The organism is Acinetobacter sp. 12966, assembly GCF_031196995.1.
Taxonomy (GTDB): Bacteria; Pseudomonadota; Gammaproteobacteria; order Pseudomonadales; family Moraxellaceae; genus Acinetobacter; species Acinetobacter geminorum.
Genome location: NZ_JAVIMC010000124.1, coordinates 43,083 through 61,826 on the forward strand (window position 1 = coordinate 43,083; position 18,744 = coordinate 61,826).

At 37.7% G+C, this 18,744-nt stretch carries 24 protein-coding genes; all 24 read right to left on the reverse strand.

Annotated elements, in window-relative coordinates:
- Positions 1-14: 14 nt before the first annotated feature.
- The 24 genes from cmk to RFW85_RS17215 all read right to left on the reverse strand — a co-directional run bounded on the left by cmk (position 15) and on the right by RFW85_RS17215 (position 18,675).
- Positions 15-695, reverse strand: coding sequence for a (d)CMP kinase (gene cmk / locus RFW85_RS17100; protein ID WP_170247711.1), 681 nt, complete (start codon positions 693-695; stop codon positions 15-17).
- A gap of 10 nt (positions 696-705) precedes the next feature.
- A complete protein-coding gene (locus RFW85_RS17105; RefSeq protein ID WP_170247919.1) occupies positions 706-1,146 on the reverse strand; it encodes an SRPBCC family protein in 441 nt (146 codons plus the stop codon).
- A 70-nt stretch (positions 1,147-1,216) separates the two neighbouring features.
- Entirely contained in the window at positions 1,217-1,720 is a 504-nt protein-coding gene (gene tadA / locus RFW85_RS17110) for a tRNA adenosine(34) deaminase TadA (RefSeq protein ID WP_002121378.1), read from the reverse strand.
- Between the two features lie 5 nt (positions 1,721-1,725).
- Positions 1,726-2,850: an enoyl-CoA hydratase/isomerase family protein gene (locus tag RFW85_RS17115; protein ID WP_170247712.1), complete on the reverse strand. Its 1,125-nt coding sequence runs from the start codon at positions 2,848-2,850 to the stop codon at positions 1,726-1,728.
- Positions 2,847-3,560: a uracil-DNA glycosylase gene (ung, locus tag RFW85_RS17120; protein WP_170247713.1), complete on the reverse strand. Its 714-nt coding sequence runs from the start codon at positions 3,558-3,560 to the stop codon at positions 2,847-2,849. Before ung ends, RFW85_RS17115 begins: the two co-directional genes overlap by 4 nt.
- Before the next feature lie 53 nt (positions 3,561-3,613).
- On the reverse strand, positions 3,614-4,210 hold the full coding sequence (locus RFW85_RS17125; RefSeq protein WP_016145101.1) for a 6-carboxytetrahydropterin synthase: 597 nt from the start codon (positions 4,208-4,210) through the stop codon (positions 3,614-3,616).
- A 228-nt stretch (positions 4,211-4,438) separates the two neighbouring features.
- Entirely contained in the window at positions 4,439-5,398 is a 960-nt protein-coding gene (gene gspK / locus RFW85_RS17130) for a type II secretion system minor pseudopilin GspK (protein WP_170247714.1), read from the reverse strand.
- A complete protein-coding gene (gspJ, locus tag RFW85_RS17135; protein WP_170247715.1) occupies positions 5,399-6,214 on the reverse strand; it encodes a type II secretion system minor pseudopilin GspJ in 816 nt (271 codons plus the stop codon).
- Positions 6,214-6,594, reverse strand: coding sequence for a type II secretion system minor pseudopilin GspI (gene gspI, locus RFW85_RS17140; RefSeq protein ID WP_017482272.1), 381 nt, complete (start codon positions 6,592-6,594; stop codon positions 6,214-6,216). Before gspI ends, gspJ begins: the two co-directional genes overlap by 1 nt.
- A complete protein-coding gene (locus tag RFW85_RS17145) occupies positions 6,584-7,138 on the reverse strand; it encodes a type II secretion system protein (RefSeq protein ID WP_170247716.1) in 555 nt (184 codons plus the stop codon). The genes gspI and RFW85_RS17145 overlap by 11 nt, the downstream gene beginning before the upstream one ends.
- 6 nt (positions 7,139-7,144) lie before the next feature.
- Positions 7,145-7,753 carry a TetR/AcrR family transcriptional regulator gene (locus RFW85_RS17150; RefSeq protein ID WP_014206595.1) on the reverse strand — a complete coding sequence of 203 codons (609 nt, stop codon included), beginning with the start codon at positions 7,751-7,753 and terminating at the stop codon, positions 7,145-7,147.
- Positions 7,754-7,789: 36 nt separating this feature from the next.
- Entirely contained in the window at positions 7,790-8,563 is a 774-nt protein-coding gene (locus RFW85_RS17155; RefSeq protein ID WP_309171731.1) for a TatD family hydrolase, read from the reverse strand.
- Positions 8,564-8,580: 17 nt separating this feature from the next.
- Positions 8,581-8,922, reverse strand: a complete 342-nt coding sequence (locus tag RFW85_RS17160) for a PilZ domain-containing protein (RefSeq protein WP_086264561.1) — start codon at positions 8,920-8,922, stop codon at positions 8,581-8,583.
- A 10-nt stretch (positions 8,923-8,932) separates the two neighbouring features.
- Positions 8,933-9,913: a DNA polymerase III subunit delta' gene (locus RFW85_RS17165; RefSeq protein WP_309171732.1), complete on the reverse strand. Its 981-nt coding sequence runs from the start codon at positions 9,911-9,913 to the stop codon at positions 8,933-8,935.
- A gap of 13 nt (positions 9,914-9,926) precedes the next feature.
- Entirely contained in the window at positions 9,927-10,688 is a 762-nt protein-coding gene (kdsB, locus tag RFW85_RS17170) for a 3-deoxy-manno-octulosonate cytidylyltransferase (RefSeq protein WP_086264559.1), read from the reverse strand.
- Between the two features lie 9 nt (positions 10,689-10,697).
- Positions 10,698-11,708, reverse strand: a complete 1,011-nt coding sequence (lpxK, locus tag RFW85_RS17175) for a tetraacyldisaccharide 4'-kinase (RefSeq protein WP_309171733.1) — start codon at positions 11,706-11,708, stop codon at positions 10,698-10,700.
- A 2-nt stretch (positions 11,709-11,710) separates the two neighbouring features.
- Positions 11,711-13,438, reverse strand: a complete 1,728-nt coding sequence (gene msbA / locus RFW85_RS17180) for a lipid A export permease/ATP-binding protein MsbA (RefSeq protein WP_309171734.1) — start codon at positions 13,436-13,438, stop codon at positions 11,711-11,713.
- Entirely contained in the window at positions 13,435-13,863 is a 429-nt protein-coding gene (locus RFW85_RS17185) for a biopolymer transporter ExbD (protein WP_063099691.1), read from the reverse strand. Before RFW85_RS17185 ends, msbA begins: the two co-directional genes overlap by 4 nt.
- Positions 13,864-13,878: 15 nt before the next feature.
- Positions 13,879-14,514 carry a MotA/TolQ/ExbB proton channel family protein gene (locus tag RFW85_RS17190; protein WP_063098713.1) on the reverse strand — a complete coding sequence of 212 codons (636 nt, stop codon included), beginning with the start codon at positions 14,512-14,514 and terminating at the stop codon, positions 13,879-13,881.
- 50 nt (positions 14,515-14,564) lie between these two features.
- Positions 14,565-15,452, reverse strand: a complete 888-nt coding sequence (locus tag RFW85_RS17195) for a ParB/RepB/Spo0J family partition protein (protein WP_309171735.1) — start codon at positions 15,450-15,452, stop codon at positions 14,565-14,567.
- On the reverse strand, positions 15,449-16,231 hold the full coding sequence (locus RFW85_RS17200; RefSeq protein WP_032007247.1) for a ParA family protein: 783 nt from the start codon (positions 16,229-16,231) through the stop codon (positions 15,449-15,451). Before RFW85_RS17200 ends, RFW85_RS17195 begins: the two co-directional genes overlap by 4 nt.
- Before the next feature lie 21 nt (positions 16,232-16,252).
- Positions 16,253-16,885 carry a 16S rRNA (guanine(527)-N(7))-methyltransferase RsmG gene (gene rsmG / locus RFW85_RS17205; protein WP_032007248.1) on the reverse strand — a complete coding sequence of 211 codons (633 nt, stop codon included), beginning with the start codon at positions 16,883-16,885 and terminating at the stop codon, positions 16,253-16,255.
- 87 nt (positions 16,886-16,972) lie between these two features.
- Entirely contained in the window at positions 16,973-17,662 is a 690-nt protein-coding gene (gene murU, locus RFW85_RS17210; RefSeq protein WP_309171736.1) for an N-acetylmuramate alpha-1-phosphate uridylyltransferase MurU, read from the reverse strand.
- Positions 17,662-18,675: a phosphotransferase gene (locus RFW85_RS17215; RefSeq protein WP_309171737.1), complete on the reverse strand. Its 1,014-nt coding sequence runs from the start codon at positions 18,673-18,675 to the stop codon at positions 17,662-17,664. The genes murU and RFW85_RS17215 overlap by 1 nt, the downstream gene beginning before the upstream one ends.
- Positions 18,676-18,744 lie beyond the last annotated feature (69 nt).

Genomic DNA, 18,744 nt, shown 5'->3' on the forward strand with positions numbered 1-18,744 from the left:
GATAATTCTATTTACTAAATAGTACGGCTATCGACATAATCAACCATTAACTTAAATACCTGATCGATCGTTAATTCCGAACTATCAATGATATAAGCATCTTTGGCTGGCTTGAGCGGAGCAACTTCTCGCTCCATATCTCTTTTGTCTCGTGCCTGTATATTAGCTAAAATGTCGTTTATTTTAGCATCTAGCCCCATACCCTGCAACTGTTTTACTCTTCGCTCAGCGCGTGACTCAGCTGAAGCTGTCAGATAAATTTTGGCTTTAGCTTCCGGAAAAATAGATGTTGCCATATCACGGCCATCTGCAACTAAACCGGGACTTTGCGCAAAAGCTCTTTGTCTTTCAAATAGTGCCTGTCTAAGCTCTGGAACCACTGCAACTTTTGATGCGTACTCACCAACTCGTTCTGTACGGATTGTTTGAGATACATCTTCGCCATCCAAGAAGACCAAAATCCCTGAGGTAGACGTTTCGAATTTAATGTCCAGTTGACGTGCATATTGGATGCATTCATCAAGCTGACTGTCTAATTTCTCTAATAAATCGTGTTTATGTAATGACAACCCTAATAAACGATATAAGGCACCCGAATCGAGTAAATGATATTGATAATGTTCTGCAAGTTTTGCAGCTAATGTTCCTTTACCCGAACCACTCGGACCATCAATAGTAATAATTTGAACTGTCATTGAACTCTCACTAAGAAGCAAATGCTTTAGCTAATCTCGAAAAGCCTAGTGTAATGGCTAGTTTTAGCTGTGCAAGGATTAATTTACTGACCACTGGCGCTTTTGCCGTTAACTCAATGCGGTATGTAACTAATGTAATGTATGGGGTAATCTCAGAAAACTCGATTCTGCCTAAATGATGTTTAATCAAAGGATTATCTATTAATTTATACTCAATACTTTTATTTTCTTCCAACAATGTAATTTCTTCTTTAATTGGCTTAATTGGACCAAATCCCATACGTCGAATTGAGCCTAAACCATCAGGTCTTTTAGAATCTGCGGAGTCTTTAACACGTACAACTTGTAAAGGTGCAAAAGCAGTATTGTAAGTTGAATGCTTAGAGAGCAAGTTAAATACATCAGTAAGAGGAGCATTAAATTCTTTTTTTACGGTAATTACATTACGCATTGGATCGTCCTTATTACATGGAATCATGGCATTAAAACCGCGTTAGTTTGCCATAAGAGTAAGTTAATTTTTAATCATTTAAGGACGTTTTTTGTTGTTTCTCTTGTTTCTTCTGCTCACGTCTTTGTTTAAAAAAGTGGCTAAGTTGTTGAGCACATTTTTCTTGTAGACAGCCATTCTGAAATGTAAACCTATGATTATAATAGCCTTGTTGTAATAACTGACGTGCACTCACCAAAGAACCTGCTTTAGGTTCTGGTGTACCAAAAACCACATGTTTAATTCTTGCATGTACAAGTGCACCTACACACATAGTACATGGCTCAAGAGTGACATATAAAGTTGTGTCTTCAGGTAATCGATAGTTTTCTAGAGAGGAACACGCTGCACGAATAGCTTGAATTTCTGCATGTGCAGTTGGATCTAATAAAGTAATTGGAGCATTATAACCAGATCCAATTACTCGATTTTGGCTCACCAGAACCGCTCCAACAGGAATCTCCCCCTGCTGAGCAGCCAATTCAGCTTGCTCGTAAGCAAGCTGCATCCAGTATTCATCACTATATTCAGTCATTTATTTTAGGTGATCACACCGTGTTGTCTAAGTAAGGCATTCCAGCTATCAATTGAAGTTACTGGTGGACAATCAGCCAATATACCTCTCAAGCTTAGATCGTCACATGGTTTCCATTCAGGTGATAAATCCTTATCAACCAAGCGTGCGCGAACACCTTCCACAAAGTCAGGATGACGTATTTTCCACTCAGAAATCTGAGCCTCTAGATCAAAGACTTCATCCCATGAGTGAATTTGTTTACCCCATTGCCACAATAACCAAGTAATTGCCGCAGTACTAGGAGATCCTTTTTGCAAGTTTTCACTCGCTTGGCGTAACCAATCACTGCTCGCATCACGCAAGCTAACAATAGCTTGATAGTCCTGTTCAAAATTAAAACCACGGCAAACACTATGAATTACATCAAGTGAGTTCTGCAATGGGCCTGCCGCAACAGGACGGTGCAAGCTATTTAAAGTATCATCAATTGCTCGAAAATCTCCTGCAGGATAATGAGCCCAATTAATATTTAAAACTTTTTGCAGAACATTATCACGCTGTGCTTCACAAATATGTGTTGCCCAACCGATGCTATATGCTCCAGCAGCAGTCATGATTGAACCAGTTAAACCCGTAAACAAACCAATTGGACCACGATCTGCCAAGAAACGGCTCGCACCAACGTCAGGATATAAACCAATATTAATTTCAGGCATTGCTAAACGTGAATACGGCGTCACTAGACGGAATGGTGCAGCCATAAACAAGCCTAAACCACCGCCCATTACATAACCTTCTCCCCAAACTACGACCGGTTTAGCATAATTATGTAAAAGTAGATCTAAAGCATATTCTTGCTGAAAAAACTTATTCGCGGTATCGACTTCTTGATTTATAACAAGTTGGCGTAATTTTCGAACATCACCACCTGCACAAAAAGCTTTTGGTGTAGTTGAGTCTAACCAAATTGCTTTAACCTGTTCATCGTGACGGAAATCTTCAAATACACGCAATAATGCCGTTACGATTGATTCGTCTAAAGCATGTAACGATTTAGGGCGATTCAAACGTACTATACGCCAGCCGTTTTTTGCTTCTTCAACCACCAAGTCCGGGTGATAGTTATTTACATTGGGAGAGTTCATCATGCGTCCAATTGCCAGTCTATGGGCTCAATGCCATGTTGTTTCAAATATTGATTTGTTTTTGAAAACACTTTGCATCCAAAAAACCCTCCTCTATTTGCAGCAAGAGGTGATGGATGTGCGGCTGTTAAAACCAAGTGTTTATCTCTATTTATACGTTGTCCTTTGCGCTGTGCATAAGCACCCCACAAAATAAATACTATATGTTGTCTATGTTCATTTAGAACATCAATAACTTCATCAGTAAAGGCTTCCCAACCCTGCTTTTGATGTGAAGTCGGCTGTCCAGCCTCAACCGTAAGCACACTGTTGAGTAAAAGTACGCCTTGTTTAGCCCATTTTGTTAAGTCACCATGGCGAGGAGCCGGAATACCCAAATCTGTATGTAGTTCATGAAAAATATTGCGCAAAGATGGTGGTAATGCAATACCTTTTTGAACAGAGAAGCTTAATCCATTCGCTTGGTTTGGCCCGTGATATGGGTCTTGCCCTAAAATCACAACTTTTACATTAGCGAATGGTGTGGTATTTAAAGCATTAAAGATCTGTTTACTAGGCGGATATATTATTTTCTGAGCTTGTTTCTGTTGAAATAAGAAATCGCGCAAACTATCCATCTGAGGACTTAATAGAAAAGGTGCTAAAGATCTTTTCCAACTTTCTTCTAATTGAACTTTACTGAGTTTATCTTGCTGTTGCTCAGTTAATTGCATTAATGTCATCCTAGATCAATTTTCAATTCTACAAATAAAATAAGTAATTCGATTTATACTTCGACTTGCAAATCAACTTGAGGATTATTAAATTTAACCCCTTTTTTCAAGTCTTCATACATTTGTGGATTTGCCCACTCTATCTGAATTTGTTCTGAAAAAACAATTCCATCAAGACTTAAAATACCCATTTGTTCGTTTTGAATATCTTCAATAAAGCTCTGAGCATATCCAGTATCAGTCTCATGAACAATAACAGAATATACCTCAACGTCACCTTCCCCATTTTGAGTGACTGTTGATTGTAAAACTTGCTGAGCTAAATAAAAGAAAATACGTGAAAACTGTTCGGCCGACGGTGAAACAGGTAAAGAAATCCAACGAGCACTAAAAGTCTGGCATGCATCAATATATTGAGAATCATCTTTTTCCCAAAAACAGATTGCATGATCAAAGCTATCGAACAGGTCTTTTATTACTCCCTTTAGGAGTCCAAAATCATAAACCATTTGCCCATGATCTAATTTCGAAGCTTTAAGCAATAACTCAACTTTATAGCTATGTCCATGAATTGATCGCTTACAACGATCCGATGTACAGTTACGTACAACATGTGCATTTTCAAACTTAAATAACTTACGAATTAACATGTGCCAAATCGATCATTCCTTCTAAGAACATTATTATAAAGCAAAAGACGAAAATTTCGCACCACTTTTCAATTAGAAACAATTAGCAAAAAGTATGATAAGACTTATGAAGAAACATTGGAGATACACATATAGAAAGTTTATATTTACTTTAACGCTTAACCTGAGAAAAATTTATAATTACAAACTTCAAAAAACATCCAAAGCAAATAAATCATAAATTTTCAATTAGTTAAATGGTGCCATATTTCTAGAATATACATAAACCTGCTTATCACTCCGCATCAAGGCACTTGTAATCTGTCTTTTTCTATTATTCAACACAACCTCAATTTGTGCTTGAAAAAAGTTCGACTTCACATCTAAAAGGCTACTAACCTCAGTTTTCTTTTGTGGATCAACTGTTGAAAAAGCATTCAATTGCCATAATTCATCAATATTTTGAAAGAACTTTAAATTCTGTTGGCGTAATTGAAGTTCTTTTTCTATAGTCCCTAAATCTAATTTTTGATCAATACTCGCTAATACTAATGGTGCTGCGGTATTAATATTCACTTTTGTATTTTCAGGTAATGCAGAAATGTATGGTGCAATTAAATCATATTTCTTACCTTCAAAACCTCTTACCAATTTCAACTCTTCTATACGATGAAATTTAGCATTTGAAACTAAATAACCAGGATCAAGACCTTCATAATAATTACTTTCTGCCCCCATAGGTCCAGATGGTTCATCATCTGGGTCTTGCCAATCAATAACTGCTTGACTTAACTCTGCTGGCAATCCTACACGCACAAGCAATCGCTCAAACCAATTTTTAGCAGCTTCGTTTACCTTGCCTTCATTGGTCGTTAAATTGTTTAGATTAAATTTTCCTGACTCATCTAGTAAGCGCCCCGATACAATTCCATCTTCTATTGGGAAAGGTGGCATTGGCTGAGCCCAACTTTCCTTTAAATGATCGATGCCACCAGCATTGTTTGCATCTTGAATTAATAATTCAGAAAAAAAAGCTTCTGCACTTTTTGCATAGAGTAACGACTGATTTTGACGCATCAAATAACCCGTATTTTCCATTGTATTAGTTTGATGCTTTGCAATTGAGGCAGCTAAAATTGTAGCCAAAGCAACCATTATCAAAATTGTGAGTAACGCTACACCTTGCTGATTTTTTTTATAGAGTAACATTTATTGACCACCCTGTTTGGAGAGCGATAAGTCACCTTGGTTTAAGCTATAAATCCACTCATAACTTACACCTGCAACCGTGAGTTGCATTTTTATTCCTTTTGGCAACTTCCTAAATTCATCAGGTTTTGTGGGATCAATATTAACTTCTGGCCACTTTGTCACTTCTTGAGGTGTCAACACCATAATTTGAAATTGTTCAACTTGGCTCAACAGCGTACTGGATAAAGGTTGCTCTCTATTTGAAGTATTTAAGTTACTATATTTAAGACGATAAAGCTTTTTTTGATCAGGATCATATCGATATTCGATACGCTCAAAAGGTGATAATCCTTGCTTTAATGGATCAGTAACACCCGCCTTACTAAAGCGAAGAACTTGATTATCAACTTCTAAAGCTGGACGTAATTGCCCGCCTTGATTGGCTGATAAAGGTATAATTTGCAATGTATCACGCAAAACTTGTTGATAAGCATCTTGTAATTCAAATAACTGCACTTCATGTTGAGTATTACGATCACGAACTTTTAATAAATAGTCAAAAACCTTCCACCCCAACAAAGATAAAATAGCAAAAATTGCAATTGAAACTAAAAGCTCAACTAAAGTAAATCCTGAGGCACGAGTTAATCGAGCACTGCTCGATCGTGCCGCAAGATGAGAAACTGTGTTTCGAGTGTGAGAGTCTTTAAAGCAACGCTTTGTCTGAGCGCAAGACGAAGAGCTTTGCTCGGAGTAACCCCTCATCATCTGCTCCGATCGTACCGCAAGACGTGAAGCTGAGTTTGGAGAGCGAAAACTTTTATTCTTTATCATTATTTTGCTTTCATTGGGTAATTAAAAAATACCAAGTGAGTAATACCATTTTGAACTTTGCCCTTATCAGAATCATATAAGCTAATTTGTAAATCTACTTTCTGAACATTCGGGCTAATTGTAGATTGTGCAGATTTGTCAATCTGCCAAGTTTCGCCTTGAGAAGTAATTTGCTTACTTTGAGTACCTTCAAGCCATTCCTGATTTATCTCCATTAAAGCAACTTCATTCATTGCCACAAACTGCGCTTTTGTTCTAAGAATTGCATTTGAGGTAGATTGAGTATATTGCATGGCTACTTTAGTTAACGCGACAGCCGCCACTGCAAAAATTGCTAAAGCAACCATTACTTCTAATAGAGTAAAGCCTTTAGATTTCATTTATTTTACCCAAATGATCAATTTGTATTTCTGAACCAATTGGTTTTTGTTCAAAGTAAAACTGTATTTTCACAGTTTTAGCTTCACCGTTACCGAACCAGATTAACTGTGGAGCCTGCCCTCCAATTAAATCGCTATTTGTAGCTTTTGAATAGTTTTGCTCATCTAAAGGTTGTATTGTGAACGATACATGTTTAGGTAAGTGGCGTGTATTAAACTCAGAATATTTCTGCCAGCGATTTTTTAAATCTTGGACCTGTAATTTACTCTGGTCATGATACTCATACAATTCATAAGAAAATGGTGAAACATCTGTTTCACTCAGAGTAGATAAAGCTAAAACACGAGACTGATCAAGCGACTCTTTACCAATTTTATGCATATCAAGCAAAAATAACTCTCTTGCTTGCATCGCTTTCTTTTGGTCAACCCCACCTATATTGAGTACAACTAAAGAGGTCATAATCGTCATAATAACAATCACCACCATCACTTCTATGAGAGTAAAACCTTTTTGGGATTTAAGTGATGATTGGGATTTCATATCGACCTAAGCATATTGCTCAACAGCTTGTTTAGGTAGGGCCAAAGCCTGATCAATATAAGCCACTCTTAAAGTGTCTCTTGAACCTAAATATCGTTGATAAAAACTTGAATTGAGAATAGCTGCTGCACCATGAGTTAATGACCAAATAGAAGCAAGATAATCTCGCGTAGGCATATTGCTTTGAATAGATTCTAAATAATGGTCTGTCATGCGAATGATAATTCGCAATCTCTGTTTACGTACCTGATAAAGTTCGTGAAAAAGATGATGTACGCCTTGAGCAGTGATTGAGAGTTTTTCCTCAATTTGATGAAATAAAACTGTTCGCTCAGGATGATGCAAATGATGCAACATGAAAAAGGCTAAATGTTCCGGAAAGGCCTTTTCAGTATCTTGAACCATTTCAAGTAACATACGCTCATTACGAATGATCAACAGCATGTACAACTCATCTTTACTTTGAAAGTGTTTGTACAAAGTTCCTTTTGCTAGATCAAGCTCAGCAGCCAAGACATCAAGTGTCATTCCGGCTTCGCCATTTTCTAGCAATAATTGTTCCGCAACCTGAAATATTAATACTTCTCTTGCTCGGAACTGAGCCTGACGATCCATCTTCACGCAATTACTCTCTTATATAGTTTCTATGACCTAAATCGCTTTTAGCAAGTTCTCAAAATTTTGTGAGGTGATCATTGCAATTTCCTCAACCGATTTATCATATACATCACTGAGCGCTTTGGCTACATAAGGCACATATTTTGGTTCATTTGTTTTACCACGATATGGAACGGGTGCTAAATACGGGCTATCTGTTTCAATTAAAAGGCGATCTAGTGGAACCTGTTTAGCTACATCCCTTAAATCCTGTGCATTTTTAAATGACACAATACCGGAAAAAGAAATGTAATAACCACAATCCAGTACAGCTTTAGCAGTTTCCCAATCCTCAGTAAAACAATGCAGAATCCCATGTGTTGAGTGTTCAGCGCGGATAATATCTACCGTATCATGCTTTGCTGATCGGGTATGAACGACAACTGGTTTTTTTACAATTTTTGAAGCTTGGATATGTCTTGCAAAACATGTCTTTTGCTCCTCAATAAAATCTGTACTGTGATAATAATCTAGTCCAGTTTCACCTAAAGCCCATACTTTTTTTGATTGAGCCAATTCAATCAAATGTTCTGTTGTTGCACGTGCCATTGTGTCTACATCCTCACAAGGATGTACACCTACCGTATAACCAACATCTGCATGTTTATTTGCAATTTCAGCTAGTGCAATATGGTCATCAAGATCAACGGAAATTGCCATAAATTTGGACACCCCTTCGGCTCGCGCTGCTGCAAGCGCAAGATCCAGATCACCGTTATAAGGTGTCAAATCTAACATCGTTAAATGGCAATGCGTATCAACAAACACTTTTATTTCCTATCTAATTACATGGTATAACTTGGACGATCTAGAGACATACTACCAGCCAAAACTCGTTCTGCCTCAGTTTTATAGTAAATTCCCTTATCTCCGCTTAATTGAATAGCAAAACCCTGAGGTTTAAATCCACTTTGCTTATGTGATATCCAAATCACTTTACCAGTTAAAGGAATTTTCTGAGACTGCTCAGGTAAAGTAGCCAAAATGAAAATTTCTTGTCCCATTTTCACCTTTTGTTTTGACGGCACAAAAAGGCCTCCACCTTGCACATATCCCATATAACTTGCTTGCAAAGTAGCTCTATCAGGAATATTTACCTGAATAATCCCCCCCATTTGCGTTTGCATAATTTTCCCCTTAAATATTCATTAATGTTACAAATAATTGATCTATAATAAGTTGAGTTTGAACATTTTGTTCAACAAGTTTTTTTGCCTGTTGCAATTCATTATAAATATTAAATAAGCTTTCTAAATCATAATATGGACTTAACTGCTCAAAATCTATATCAGTATTTTTTTGTGGTTGATTAAGCTTGATACAAATTAAATCACCCAACAAGTATTCAAAAAGTACGATAAAATCATTAAAACTTAACTCTTTTTGCCACTTTCCCGAGAAAAATAGAGGCATATTTTTTTGAGCAACAATTTTAAGCCAATCATTTAAGAAAATCTGTCTTTTCACAAACCAGTCACTTTTAGCAATTTCCATTGCTTGTAAAGGCATATCATTAGATAAGGCAAGCAATAAATCAGGCTGTACTTCGGCAAGTTCAGATAAATGCGCATTCAAGTATGATGTAGCTTGCTCATATGAGATACGATCTAAAGCAAAATGTTGCAATCGGCTACGAATAGTAGCTGGTAATTTAAGATAGTGATCTGCCAATAAAATTAAAACAACACGTTCACCTGGTTCTTCTAATGTCTTTAGCAAAGCATTTGATGACGCCAAGTTAAGCGCTTCAGCAGGCTCAATCAGAATAACGCGCCAACCTTCTCCAGTTTGTTGCACAAAAGGCAGTAGGTCACGAATCTTTTCAATTTTGATTTTTGCATTCTGCTTTTTATTTTCTTCATCCGTTGTGATATGGACATAATTGGGATGAGTATCTGATTTTAACCATTGGCAACTGCTGCACTCACCACAAGGGCCCTGCGGCTGCTTATTTAAACAAAGGACCCAAGCCAAAAAATGTTTTGCGAAAGCATGCTTTCCACACCCTTGCTTGCCGTAAAATAGTAAGCCGTGTCCAATATTGGGAAACCTTGTTGTTAAAGTCTCCCATGTTGTTTGCTGCCAAGGATAAACCTTTGAAGTTACATTCGGATTCATTAAAAATTAACGCTTATTCAAAAGATTCAACAGGCATATTATTTAAGCGATCAAGATCAGCTTGAGTATCCACACCTGGTGGCAAATTGGCTTCGGCTACAGCAATTGCAATTCGATGACCATTTTCCAAAACACGCAATTGTTCAAGGCTCTCTAGCTTTTCAAGCTTCCCCATATCCCATGTTACATATTCTTGCAATAAGTTCACTCGATAAGCATATAAACCTAAATGGCGAAATGCTTGTGAATGTAAAGTCTGTTCATCATGCTTAGCCCCATCTCGATCATAAGGAATGGTAGCCCGACTAAAATATAAAGCTTCATTTTGTTTAGACATGACTACTTTTACAATACTGTCACGCTGGAACTCATCTAAAGTATGAATCGGCTCACACAATGTAGACATTGAACAATTGGGTTTATCAACCAAAAGTTTTGCAACTTGCTGAACAAGTTGAGCTGGTAATAAAGGTTCATCACCTTGAACATTTACAATAATATCATCTGCATCCCAGCCCTTAATGCGAGCCACCTCACTTAAACGGTCTGTACCTGAAGGATGATCAGCACTGGTAAGAACTACATCAATTCCATCTGCGCGGCAGATCTCAGCAATACGTTCATCATCTGTTGCCACGCACAAATCATCAAAACCTTCGACTTTTTTTGCCTGATCTACTACACGTAAAATCATAGGGCGATTATGAATAAGCAACAATGGTTTACCTGGCAAACGCGAACTTGAGAAGCGTGCTGGAATGACGATGTGTTTCATGTTTTCTTCCTAAGATAATTGAATATCAAGTTCTTGCAATTGCATTTTTAAAACCTGATAACACTGTGTAGACAGGACAGCTTTAACAGGAACTACCCAAATAGGTTGTTTAAATTCTGGATGTTTTTCAAGTAATGGTAATAATTTAACCGCATCTTTTTCAGTTGTAATAAGTGGCAGTTCATCATCAAAAATTAAATCACTAATTGTGTAATCATGATGATCGCGAAATGCATGCTCATGAAATTGCTTCAACCCTAGATCTTTAAGTGTTTGATAAAACCGTTGAGGAAAACCAATACCAACTACAGCATGATAATTATTCTCAAGATTAAAGCTTGGTTTAGAATTAGATAAAGAGTTAAGTAAATATGGCTGTCCTGTCTCGAGATGCATGTTTAATTCTGTAGCAGGTTTATGAGTATGCTCAATCACTGTTCCAGTTTCTAAACGCGCAACAGGTTCCCGCAGATAGCCTTCAGGTAATAGTTTTTTATTTCCTAAACCACGATTTTGATCCAGTACAATCCATTCGATCTGTCGATCTAATGCCCAATGCTGCAACCCATCATCACTAATAATCAAATCTATTTCTGATGACTCAAGCAATAACTCTATTGCAGCCTGTCTATTAGGACCTACCGCCATTGGTACACTTGTAGCCTGAACAATTAATGCTGGCTCATCCCCAGCCTGAGCCACTTGGGCGCCCGCGGTAACCAGCATTGGAAAAGGACCATTACCCCCATATCCCCGACTAATTACCCCTACTTTTACATTATGCTGCTGTAGATAATTCACCAGTTGTATGAGCAACGGAGTTTTTCCACTTCCACCTACTGTGATATTACCTATAACCATCACAGGTACGGGCGCTTTATAAACTTGTTTAAAACCTGAATTATAAAGATTACGATTTAATAAAAACCCAGCCCGATACAAACAAGACAATGGACGTAAAACAATCAACCAACTCGATTGTTTATTCCATGCATTTTGGATCAGCTGGGCTAATGACATGCTTAGTTATCCTCGAAATTACGCTGATGTAATTGATAATAAGCACCATGTTTTGCGAGGAGTTCTTGATGAGTCCCCTGTTCAACAATTTGTCCTTGATCCATCACTACAATACGGTCAGCATTCTCAATTGTTGATAAACGGTGAGCAATGACAATGGTAGTGCGGTCTTGCATCGCTTCATCAAATGCTTGCTGAATAAAATGTTCAGATTCATTATCAAGAGCACTTGTAGCTTCATCTAAAATTAATATTGGAGCATTCTTTAAAATTGCTCGAGCAATAGCAATTCGCTGACGCTGGCCACCGGATAAGTTTAAGCCCTGTGCACCTAAAACCGTATCATAACCATTTGGTAAATTCATAATGAAGTCATGTGCATATGCAGCTTTTGCAGCAGCATGAATTTCCTCATCTGAGGCACCCTGCAATTGACCATAAGCAATGTTTTCACGAACAGTACGGTTAAATAAAACAACTTGCTGATTTACCATTGCGATTTGTGTACGCAGGCAAGAAAGATCGATGTCATTAATTGGCAAACTATCTAAGTAAATTTGCCCACTTGATACTTCTTGGAAACGTACCAACATATTAACTAATGAGCTTTTACCAGCGCCTGAACGCCCAACTAACGCTACAGTTTGACCAGGAAGAATATCTAAAGAGAAATCTTTAATAGCCTGTACGCCATCAGCATAATTTAATGCCACATGATCAAAACGAATCGCACCATGTAGTTTAGGTTTCAACTGACCGTTATTTTGCTCTTCAGGCAAATCTAATAGTTCAAAAACAGAATGAGCTGCCGCTAAACCACGTTGTAACTTTTCATTAACATCAGTTAAGTTTTTTACCGGTTTTGCTAATAAACCAGCAGCTGTAATGTAAGCCACGAACTCACCAGCACTTGTATTACCTAAAATCTGTGGTCGCAAAGCTAACCATACAATAAGGGCCATCGCACAAGCCATTACTACCTGAACCACAGGGCTATTCAGGTTTTGTACAATTACCATTTTTAAACCACGTTTTAAGTTTTCTTCTGATGACTTATAGAATCGTTCTTGTTCAGACTCTTCACCAGCAAAAGTTTTTACTACAGCATTACCATTGATACTCTCTTGAACAACGTGGTTCACATCACCCATCGTGTCTTGAACCTGTAACGAGAGCTTTCGCATACGTTTTGAAGCTTTACGTACCAATACACCAATTACGGGTAAAAATACAAAAATACATAGAGTAAGACGCCAATTGGTATAAAACAAATAACCTAATAATCCCAGAGTAATCATCCCATCTCTAACGATGACTCTTAATGACTCCGAAGAAGCTGCAGTTAACTGCTCAACGTTATACATAATTTTAGCAGTAATATGGCCAGATGAATTATCTAGGTAATATTGTGCTGGTAGTCTTAAAAGTTTTGCATAAACTTCTTGGCGAATACTAAAAACCAAACTACGTGAAATCACCGCAGTATAGTAACCGCCCATAAAAAGGCCTAAACCACGGAAAAAAACCAATAAAATGATTAATAATGGGAACCAATCCAAATCAGCTCTACTGCTATTTTGGATTGCATCAATAATAAATTTAATCAATTTAGCAACGGAGACTTCTGTTGCTGAATTAATACCGAACCCGATAAGAACTAATAAGGCCACGCCCCAATAAGGTTTTAAATAGGCTATGAGACGCAAATAAACCTTAAAATCTTGATTCACTCAGAAAAACCTCTAGAAGGAACTTTGGTACTAATATTGATGTTAACAAAACCGAGTTGTCCTGCTACATCCATAACGCGAATTACATCCTGATGAGATGCTTTGGCATCCGCAGCAATGATGAACATAAAATCACGGCGCTCTTGAGCAACTTGCTTAATCGCAGTACTCAGATCAGCAACCTCTTTAGACGAAAGTGCCTGACCATTTACAGCATAATGACCACTAGAGTCTACCACGACTTCAATTTTATGATCGTACTGTTTTGGTGGAACACCTTGTGCATCTGGTAATGTTAAATTGATGCGACTTGGCTGATTAAAAGTGGTCGATAGTAATAAAAAAACCAAAATGAACAACAAACAGTCGATCATCGGCGTTAAATTGATATGAATATCTTCAACCTGAGAACGTTTAAATTTCATCTGGCTATTCACCCATTATCCAACACGACGACGCTCTGCTATAGACGAGGAATGTTTATAGAACAATGAGGCATGAAATAAAGTCGATTGCTGCTCTAGTTCAGCAATATAATCTTGTACTAATCTTTGGAAATAGCGATAAGCAATTAAGGCTGGAATAGCAATTAGCATTCCCACAGCTGTAGTAATAAGCGCTTTAGAAATACCTGGAATCATTAAACTAGGGCTGCCAGCCGATCCAAAATCAATTACAAGGAATGATTCAATAATCCCAACTACTGTACCAAGCAATCCTAATAAAGGCGCTACAGCACTCAAAGTACCCAAGAAATTAATATTTTTCTCTAAATAAGAAATTTCTTGAGAAGCTGCCACTTCCATTTGCGCACGTGCAAATTGCTCACCATGCTCACGATGATCGAAACCTGCTTTTAAAATATGAGCCAATGCGCTGTTTTGCACTTCTACATTTTGTTCCAAATTTTCCACAATATCTTCAGTTCTTAAGGAACTATTATCAATTAATGCTTTGGGTAGAACTTGTGAACGTCTTAACCGAACAAAACGCTCAATACTGATCGCAACAGTTAAAATTGAGCATAGAATTAAAGGCAGCATCAACCAGCCACCCGCTCGCACAAGTTCCCACATATCTTCTTCCCCAAGAATATAAAATTAGAAATATATGACCCAAATACAAATTAATCAGGTAAACAAATATTTAAGATACCATCTAACTCATCTAAGGTATGGTAATGAATAACAAGCTTACCCTTACCTTTTTGATTATGATCAATTTTTACATTAGCACCAAAACGCTCTGATAGTTTTTGCGTCAATTGCTCAATATCTGGTGCTAAAGGTGTTTTTTCCTTCTCCTGTTTAGGCTCACTTCTATCACGCACCAATTGCTCTGTTTGACGAACAGACAGTCCTTTTTCAATTACGATTTTAGCAACGTCTAATTGACCTTTACCCTTTAATGTCAAGATAGCTCGAGCATGCCCCATATCAAGCTGGCCTTGCTGCATGAAATCTTTAATTTCATCCGCCAAACTCAACAAACGAAGTAAATTACTTACTGTAGTACGTGCTTTCCCTACTGTGTCAGCAATTTCTTGATGGCTCAAACCGAATTCATCATGAAAACGCTGCAAGGCTATAGCCTGATCAATCGGATTTAAATCTTGACGCTGAATATTCTCAATAAGCGCCAGTGCAATAGCAACCTGATCATTTAAATCACGAACAATTGCAGGAATTTCAGTTAATCCCGCAAGTTGTGCTGCACGCCAGCGTCGTTCACCAGCAATGATTTCGTATGGATGTGCGTCATCATCAACTGGACGAATTACAATAGGTTGCATCACTCCATGTTTTTCAATAGAAGATGCTAACTCTTGCAAATCATGCTCATGAATAAAGCGACGTGGTTGATATTCACCACGTTTCAATAAATTTACATCAATTTGCTTCAACTGACCGTGGTCAAGTGCCTGTGCTTCCAGTTGTAATTTTTCTTTTTGAATTGAACCAAGTAATGCATCCAAACCACGTCCTTTAGCCAATCCGCGTTTTTTGATGCTCATACTTTACTTCCTTTCTTCACTTTACTTTTCTTCAACATCTCAGCTGCAAGATTTAAATATGCAACTGCACCTTTGGAACTTTTCTCAAAATAAATAACAGGCAAACCATGTGCTGGAGCTTCAGCCAAACGAACATTACGTGGAACGACAGTATCATAAAGCTTTTTACCGAAATACTGTTCTAACTCAGCAGATACATCACGTGTTAAAGCATTTCGTGCATCGTACATTGTACGTAATACACCAATGATTTCTAAATCAGGATTTAATGCTTTTTGAATACGATCAATGGTCTGGGTTAAATCAGCCAAACCTTCTAATGCATAATATTCACACTGCATGGGAATAATTACGCTATCCACTGCTGCTAAAGCATTTACAGTAATCAAACTTAAGCTTGGAGCACAATCCACAATGATATAGTCAAATGAGTTTCTAATTTCATTTAAAGCATTCTTTAAAATGAATTCACGACCCTCTTGCTCTGCAATAGCAAGCTCAACGCCTGAAAGTTCACGATTAGAACCTAAAACCTTATATCCAACTTCTGCTTTTTGAATTGCCGTTTCAATTGGTACTTCGCCAAGTAGAACATCTGTAATTGAATACAAAAGATCATTCTTTTGAATACCAGACCCCATCGTAGCATTACCCTGTGAATCCATATCTACAAGTAATACACGTTTCTTTAATACAGCTAGAGACGCTGCAAGATTTACTGCAGTCGTTGTTTTACCAACACCACCCTTTTGGTTTGCAATCGCAATAATTTGAGCCATGGTAACCCTAATACTTTTTATTTAAATACGTTGAAGTAAAAGTAAATGACGTTGTTCATCAAGTCTTGGTACATGCAGTTCAATCACTTTACATGAAAATTCCTGCTTAAGCTCTTCCATTTCTTCAACTGGAATCAGTCCTTTCATTGCAGCAATTATACTCTGCTCATGCAAATATGGACGCGCAGCATCAACAAAATCAGTTAATGATGCGAATGCACGGCTTGTAATCACATCAAATTGACCAAGCTCATCAATTGTATCTTGATTTTCAACGCGTGTTTGCACAGCTACTACGTTTTTAAGCTTAAGGTCAGCAATAAACTGTTTCAAAAAACGAATTTTCTTACCGTTTGAATCAAGCAATACACAAGAGCGTTCAGGCTGACATAAAGCAATGATCATACCCGGCATACCACCACCTGTACCTACATCGAGCAAACGGCCTGCTGGCAAATCTTTCAAAATACTTAGGCTATCTAACAAATGCTTCACTAACATTTCTTTCGGATCACGAATTGCTGTTAGATTATAAGCTTTGTTCCAAAGTACCAAAGCATCTTGATACTTCAACAATAATGTCAAAGCTTCATCGCTAAGCGATAAACCTAATTTTTGACTACCCTGTTGTAACTCTTGAAAAAATGGATGCATAAACAGATAACATCTAGGTAAAATTTAAAACAAAGTATACCCATTTATGCATCGTGGAACACTAGTTAACGATTAGGGATTACACACTTAATCGTAGAAGCCCTCACGAATTTGCAAATCTAGCTCCATTAAACGCTCTGGCGTCCCCACATCTACCCATGCACCTTTAAGCTTTTCACCAGATATTTTTTGATTGTGCATCGCTTGCTTTAACAGTGGGGCTAAAGGACGCTTACCAGCTTCCAATCCATCAAAAAGCTTAGGATGAATAACAGATACACCACTAAAAGTAAGATTCTCACCCTCCACGTCTTGATCGAATGCAAAAGCGCGTCCATCCAATAATGTAAAGTCGCCTTCACGATGTTGTTTCGGATTATCAACTAACACAAGATGTGCCAAATCATCATTTAGCTTAATATGGCGTAAAGATTCAAAATCCATTGTGGTCCATACATCTCCGTTCACCAGAATAAACGGATCTGTTCCAAGCAGTGGTAAAGCATTAATAATTCCACCAGCTGTTTCCAGACATTCTTCCTCTCGTGTCCAACGGATATCCACACCAAATTGAGAGCCATCGCCCAAACTACTGATGAGTTTATCAGCCAACCATGCAGAATTGATGACGATTTCAGTCACACCAATTTTCTTAAGTTTTTCAATATGCCACACAATAAGCGGTTTACCACCTACCTCAAGTAAAGGCTTTGGTGTATATAGCGTAAGTGGACGCATACGATTACCCAAGCCAGCAGCAAGAATCATTGCTTTCATTATGCTGCTACCTCATAGCTACCATATTTCTCGATAAATTTAGGCATCACGATGTTATTCATAAACACCATAAACTCTTCAAGCTCAGCGTAACCACGGCTTTCTTCAAGTAAATACCACATGACACGTGGTAAATCCTTCAAATAACCCGACTTCCCATCACGTTCAAACAAGCGAACAAAAATACCTAGAATTTTAATATGGCGTTGAATCGCCATTAAATCTGCATCACGTTTAAATTGATCAAAGCTACGGCTTTGTTTAGTCGACGCTGGCAACAGGTCATAAAACACTTTAAACCATTGATAAACACGATCAGCGTTCCATTGAACATACGCATCACGAGTAATCGAAATTAGGTCATATGTATCAGCACCAATAACAGCATCTTGGAAGTCGATTACCCCTAACTCTTGCTCATCGGCAATTTTCATCAAATTTCGACTATGAAAATCTCGATGTACAATAACTTGCGGTTGGGCTAATGCAGCCTGAGCCAAGAAGTCAAATGCATTATCAATCGTTTTTTTCTGTTCAGCTGTCGGCTGGATAGAAAGCGACGGCAACATCCAGTCTGTAAGTAGCTGCATTTCCGACATTAATTTTTCGTAAGAATAAGCTGGGAACTGATTAGCCCCGTCAATAGAGTGCAATTGAATAAGTTGTTTAAAACTTTGTTCGTAGTATTTATCAACAGTTTCATTAGTTAATAATGTCGACAAAAGCACATCACCAAAGTCTTCTAACAATAGAAAACCTTGAGCCAGATCTTTCGCGACGATCTGAGGCACACGTACGCCATGGCTCGCAAAAAACTCGTCAATGGTCACAAACGGAACACAGTCTTCTTTTTCTGGAGGGGCATCCATGAGCATATACGTTTTATTTTGTAACTCGATACGCGCATAACGGCGGAAGCTTGCATCACCTGCTAAAAAAGCGATCTTAAATTGATCATTTTCAAGAACAGATGTAAGCCATGTATATATCAATTGTTCACGTTGTGTATTCATTTGCAATAAAATCTAAAACAAGCTGAGATTTTTGAAGGGTTAAGTGTAGCCACTTATAAACTTTTTCTC

Coding starts and splice junctions, on each gene's coding strand:
- RFW85_RS17185 (WP_063099691.1), bottom strand. CDS start 13,863: ATGAAATTTAAACGTTCTCAGGTTGAAGATATTCATATCAATTTAACG.
- gspI (WP_017482272.1), bottom strand. CDS start 6,594: ATGAAATCTAAAGGCTTTACTCTATTAGAAGTAATGGTTGCTTTAGCA.
- RFW85_RS17145 (WP_170247716.1), bottom strand. CDS start 7,138: ATGAAATCCCAATCATCACTTAAATCCCAAAAAGGTTTTACTCTCATA.
- tadA (WP_002121378.1), bottom strand. CDS start 1,720: ATGACTGAATATAGTGATGAATACTGGATGCAGCTTGCTTACGAGCAA.
- RFW85_RS17150 (WP_014206595.1), bottom strand. CDS start 7,753: ATGGATCGTCAGGCTCAGTTCCGAGCAAGAGAAGTATTAATATTTCAG.
- RFW85_RS17125 (WP_016145101.1), bottom strand. CDS start 4,210: ATGTTAATTCGTAAGTTATTTAAGTTTGAAAATGCACATGTTGTACGT.
- RFW85_RS17115 (WP_170247712.1), bottom strand. CDS start 2,850: ATGATGAACTCTCCCAATGTAAATAACTATCACCCGGACTTGGTGGTT.
- RFW85_RS17200 (WP_032007247.1), bottom strand. CDS start 16,231: ATGGCTCAAATTATTGCGATTGCAAACCAAAAGGGTGGTGTTGGTAAA.
- kdsB (WP_086264559.1), bottom strand. CDS start 10,688: ATGAAACACATCGTCATTCCAGCACGCTTCTCAAGTTCGCGTTTGCCA.
- murU (WP_309171736.1), bottom strand. CDS start 17,662: ATGAAAGCAATGATTCTTGCTGCTGGCTTGGGTAATCGTATGCGTCCA.
- RFW85_RS17105 (WP_170247919.1), bottom strand. CDS start 1,146: ATGCGTAATGTAATTACCGTAAAAAAAGAATTTAATGCTCCTCTTACT.
- lpxK (WP_309171733.1), bottom strand. CDS start 11,708: ATGTCATTAGCCCAGCTGATCCAAAATGCATGGAATAAACAATCGAGT.
- gspK (WP_170247714.1), bottom strand. CDS start 5,398: ATGTTACTCTATAAAAAAAATCAGCAAGGTGTAGCGTTACTCACAATT.
- RFW85_RS17160 (WP_086264561.1), bottom strand. CDS start 8,922: ATGCAAACGCAAATGGGGGGGATTATTCAGGTAAATATTCCTGATAGA.
- ung (WP_170247713.1), bottom strand. CDS start 3,560: ATGCAATTAACTGAGCAACAGCAAGATAAACTCAGTAAAGTTCAATTA.
- rsmG (WP_032007248.1), bottom strand. CDS start 16,885: ATGCATCCATTTTTTCAAGAGTTACAACAGGGTAGTCAAAAATTAGGT.
- RFW85_RS17190 (WP_063098713.1), bottom strand. CDS start 14,514: ATGTGGGAACTTGTGCGAGCGGGTGGCTGGTTGATGCTGCCTTTAATT.
- cmk (WP_170247711.1), bottom strand. CDS start 695: ATGACAGTTCAAATTATTACTATTGATGGTCCGAGTGGTTCGGGTAAA.
- RFW85_RS17215 (WP_309171737.1), bottom strand. CDS start 18,675: ATGAATACACAACGTGAACAATTGATATATACATGGCTTACATCTGTT.
- gspJ (WP_170247715.1), bottom strand. CDS start 6,214: ATGATAAAGAATAAAAGTTTTCGCTCTCCAAACTCAGCTTCACGTCTT.
- RFW85_RS17165 (WP_309171732.1), bottom strand. CDS start 9,913: ATGAATCCGAATGTAACTTCAAAGGTTTATCCTTGGCAGCAAACAACA.
- RFW85_RS17195 (WP_309171735.1), bottom strand. CDS start 15,452: ATGAGCATCAAAAAACGCGGATTGGCTAAAGGACGTGGTTTGGATGCA.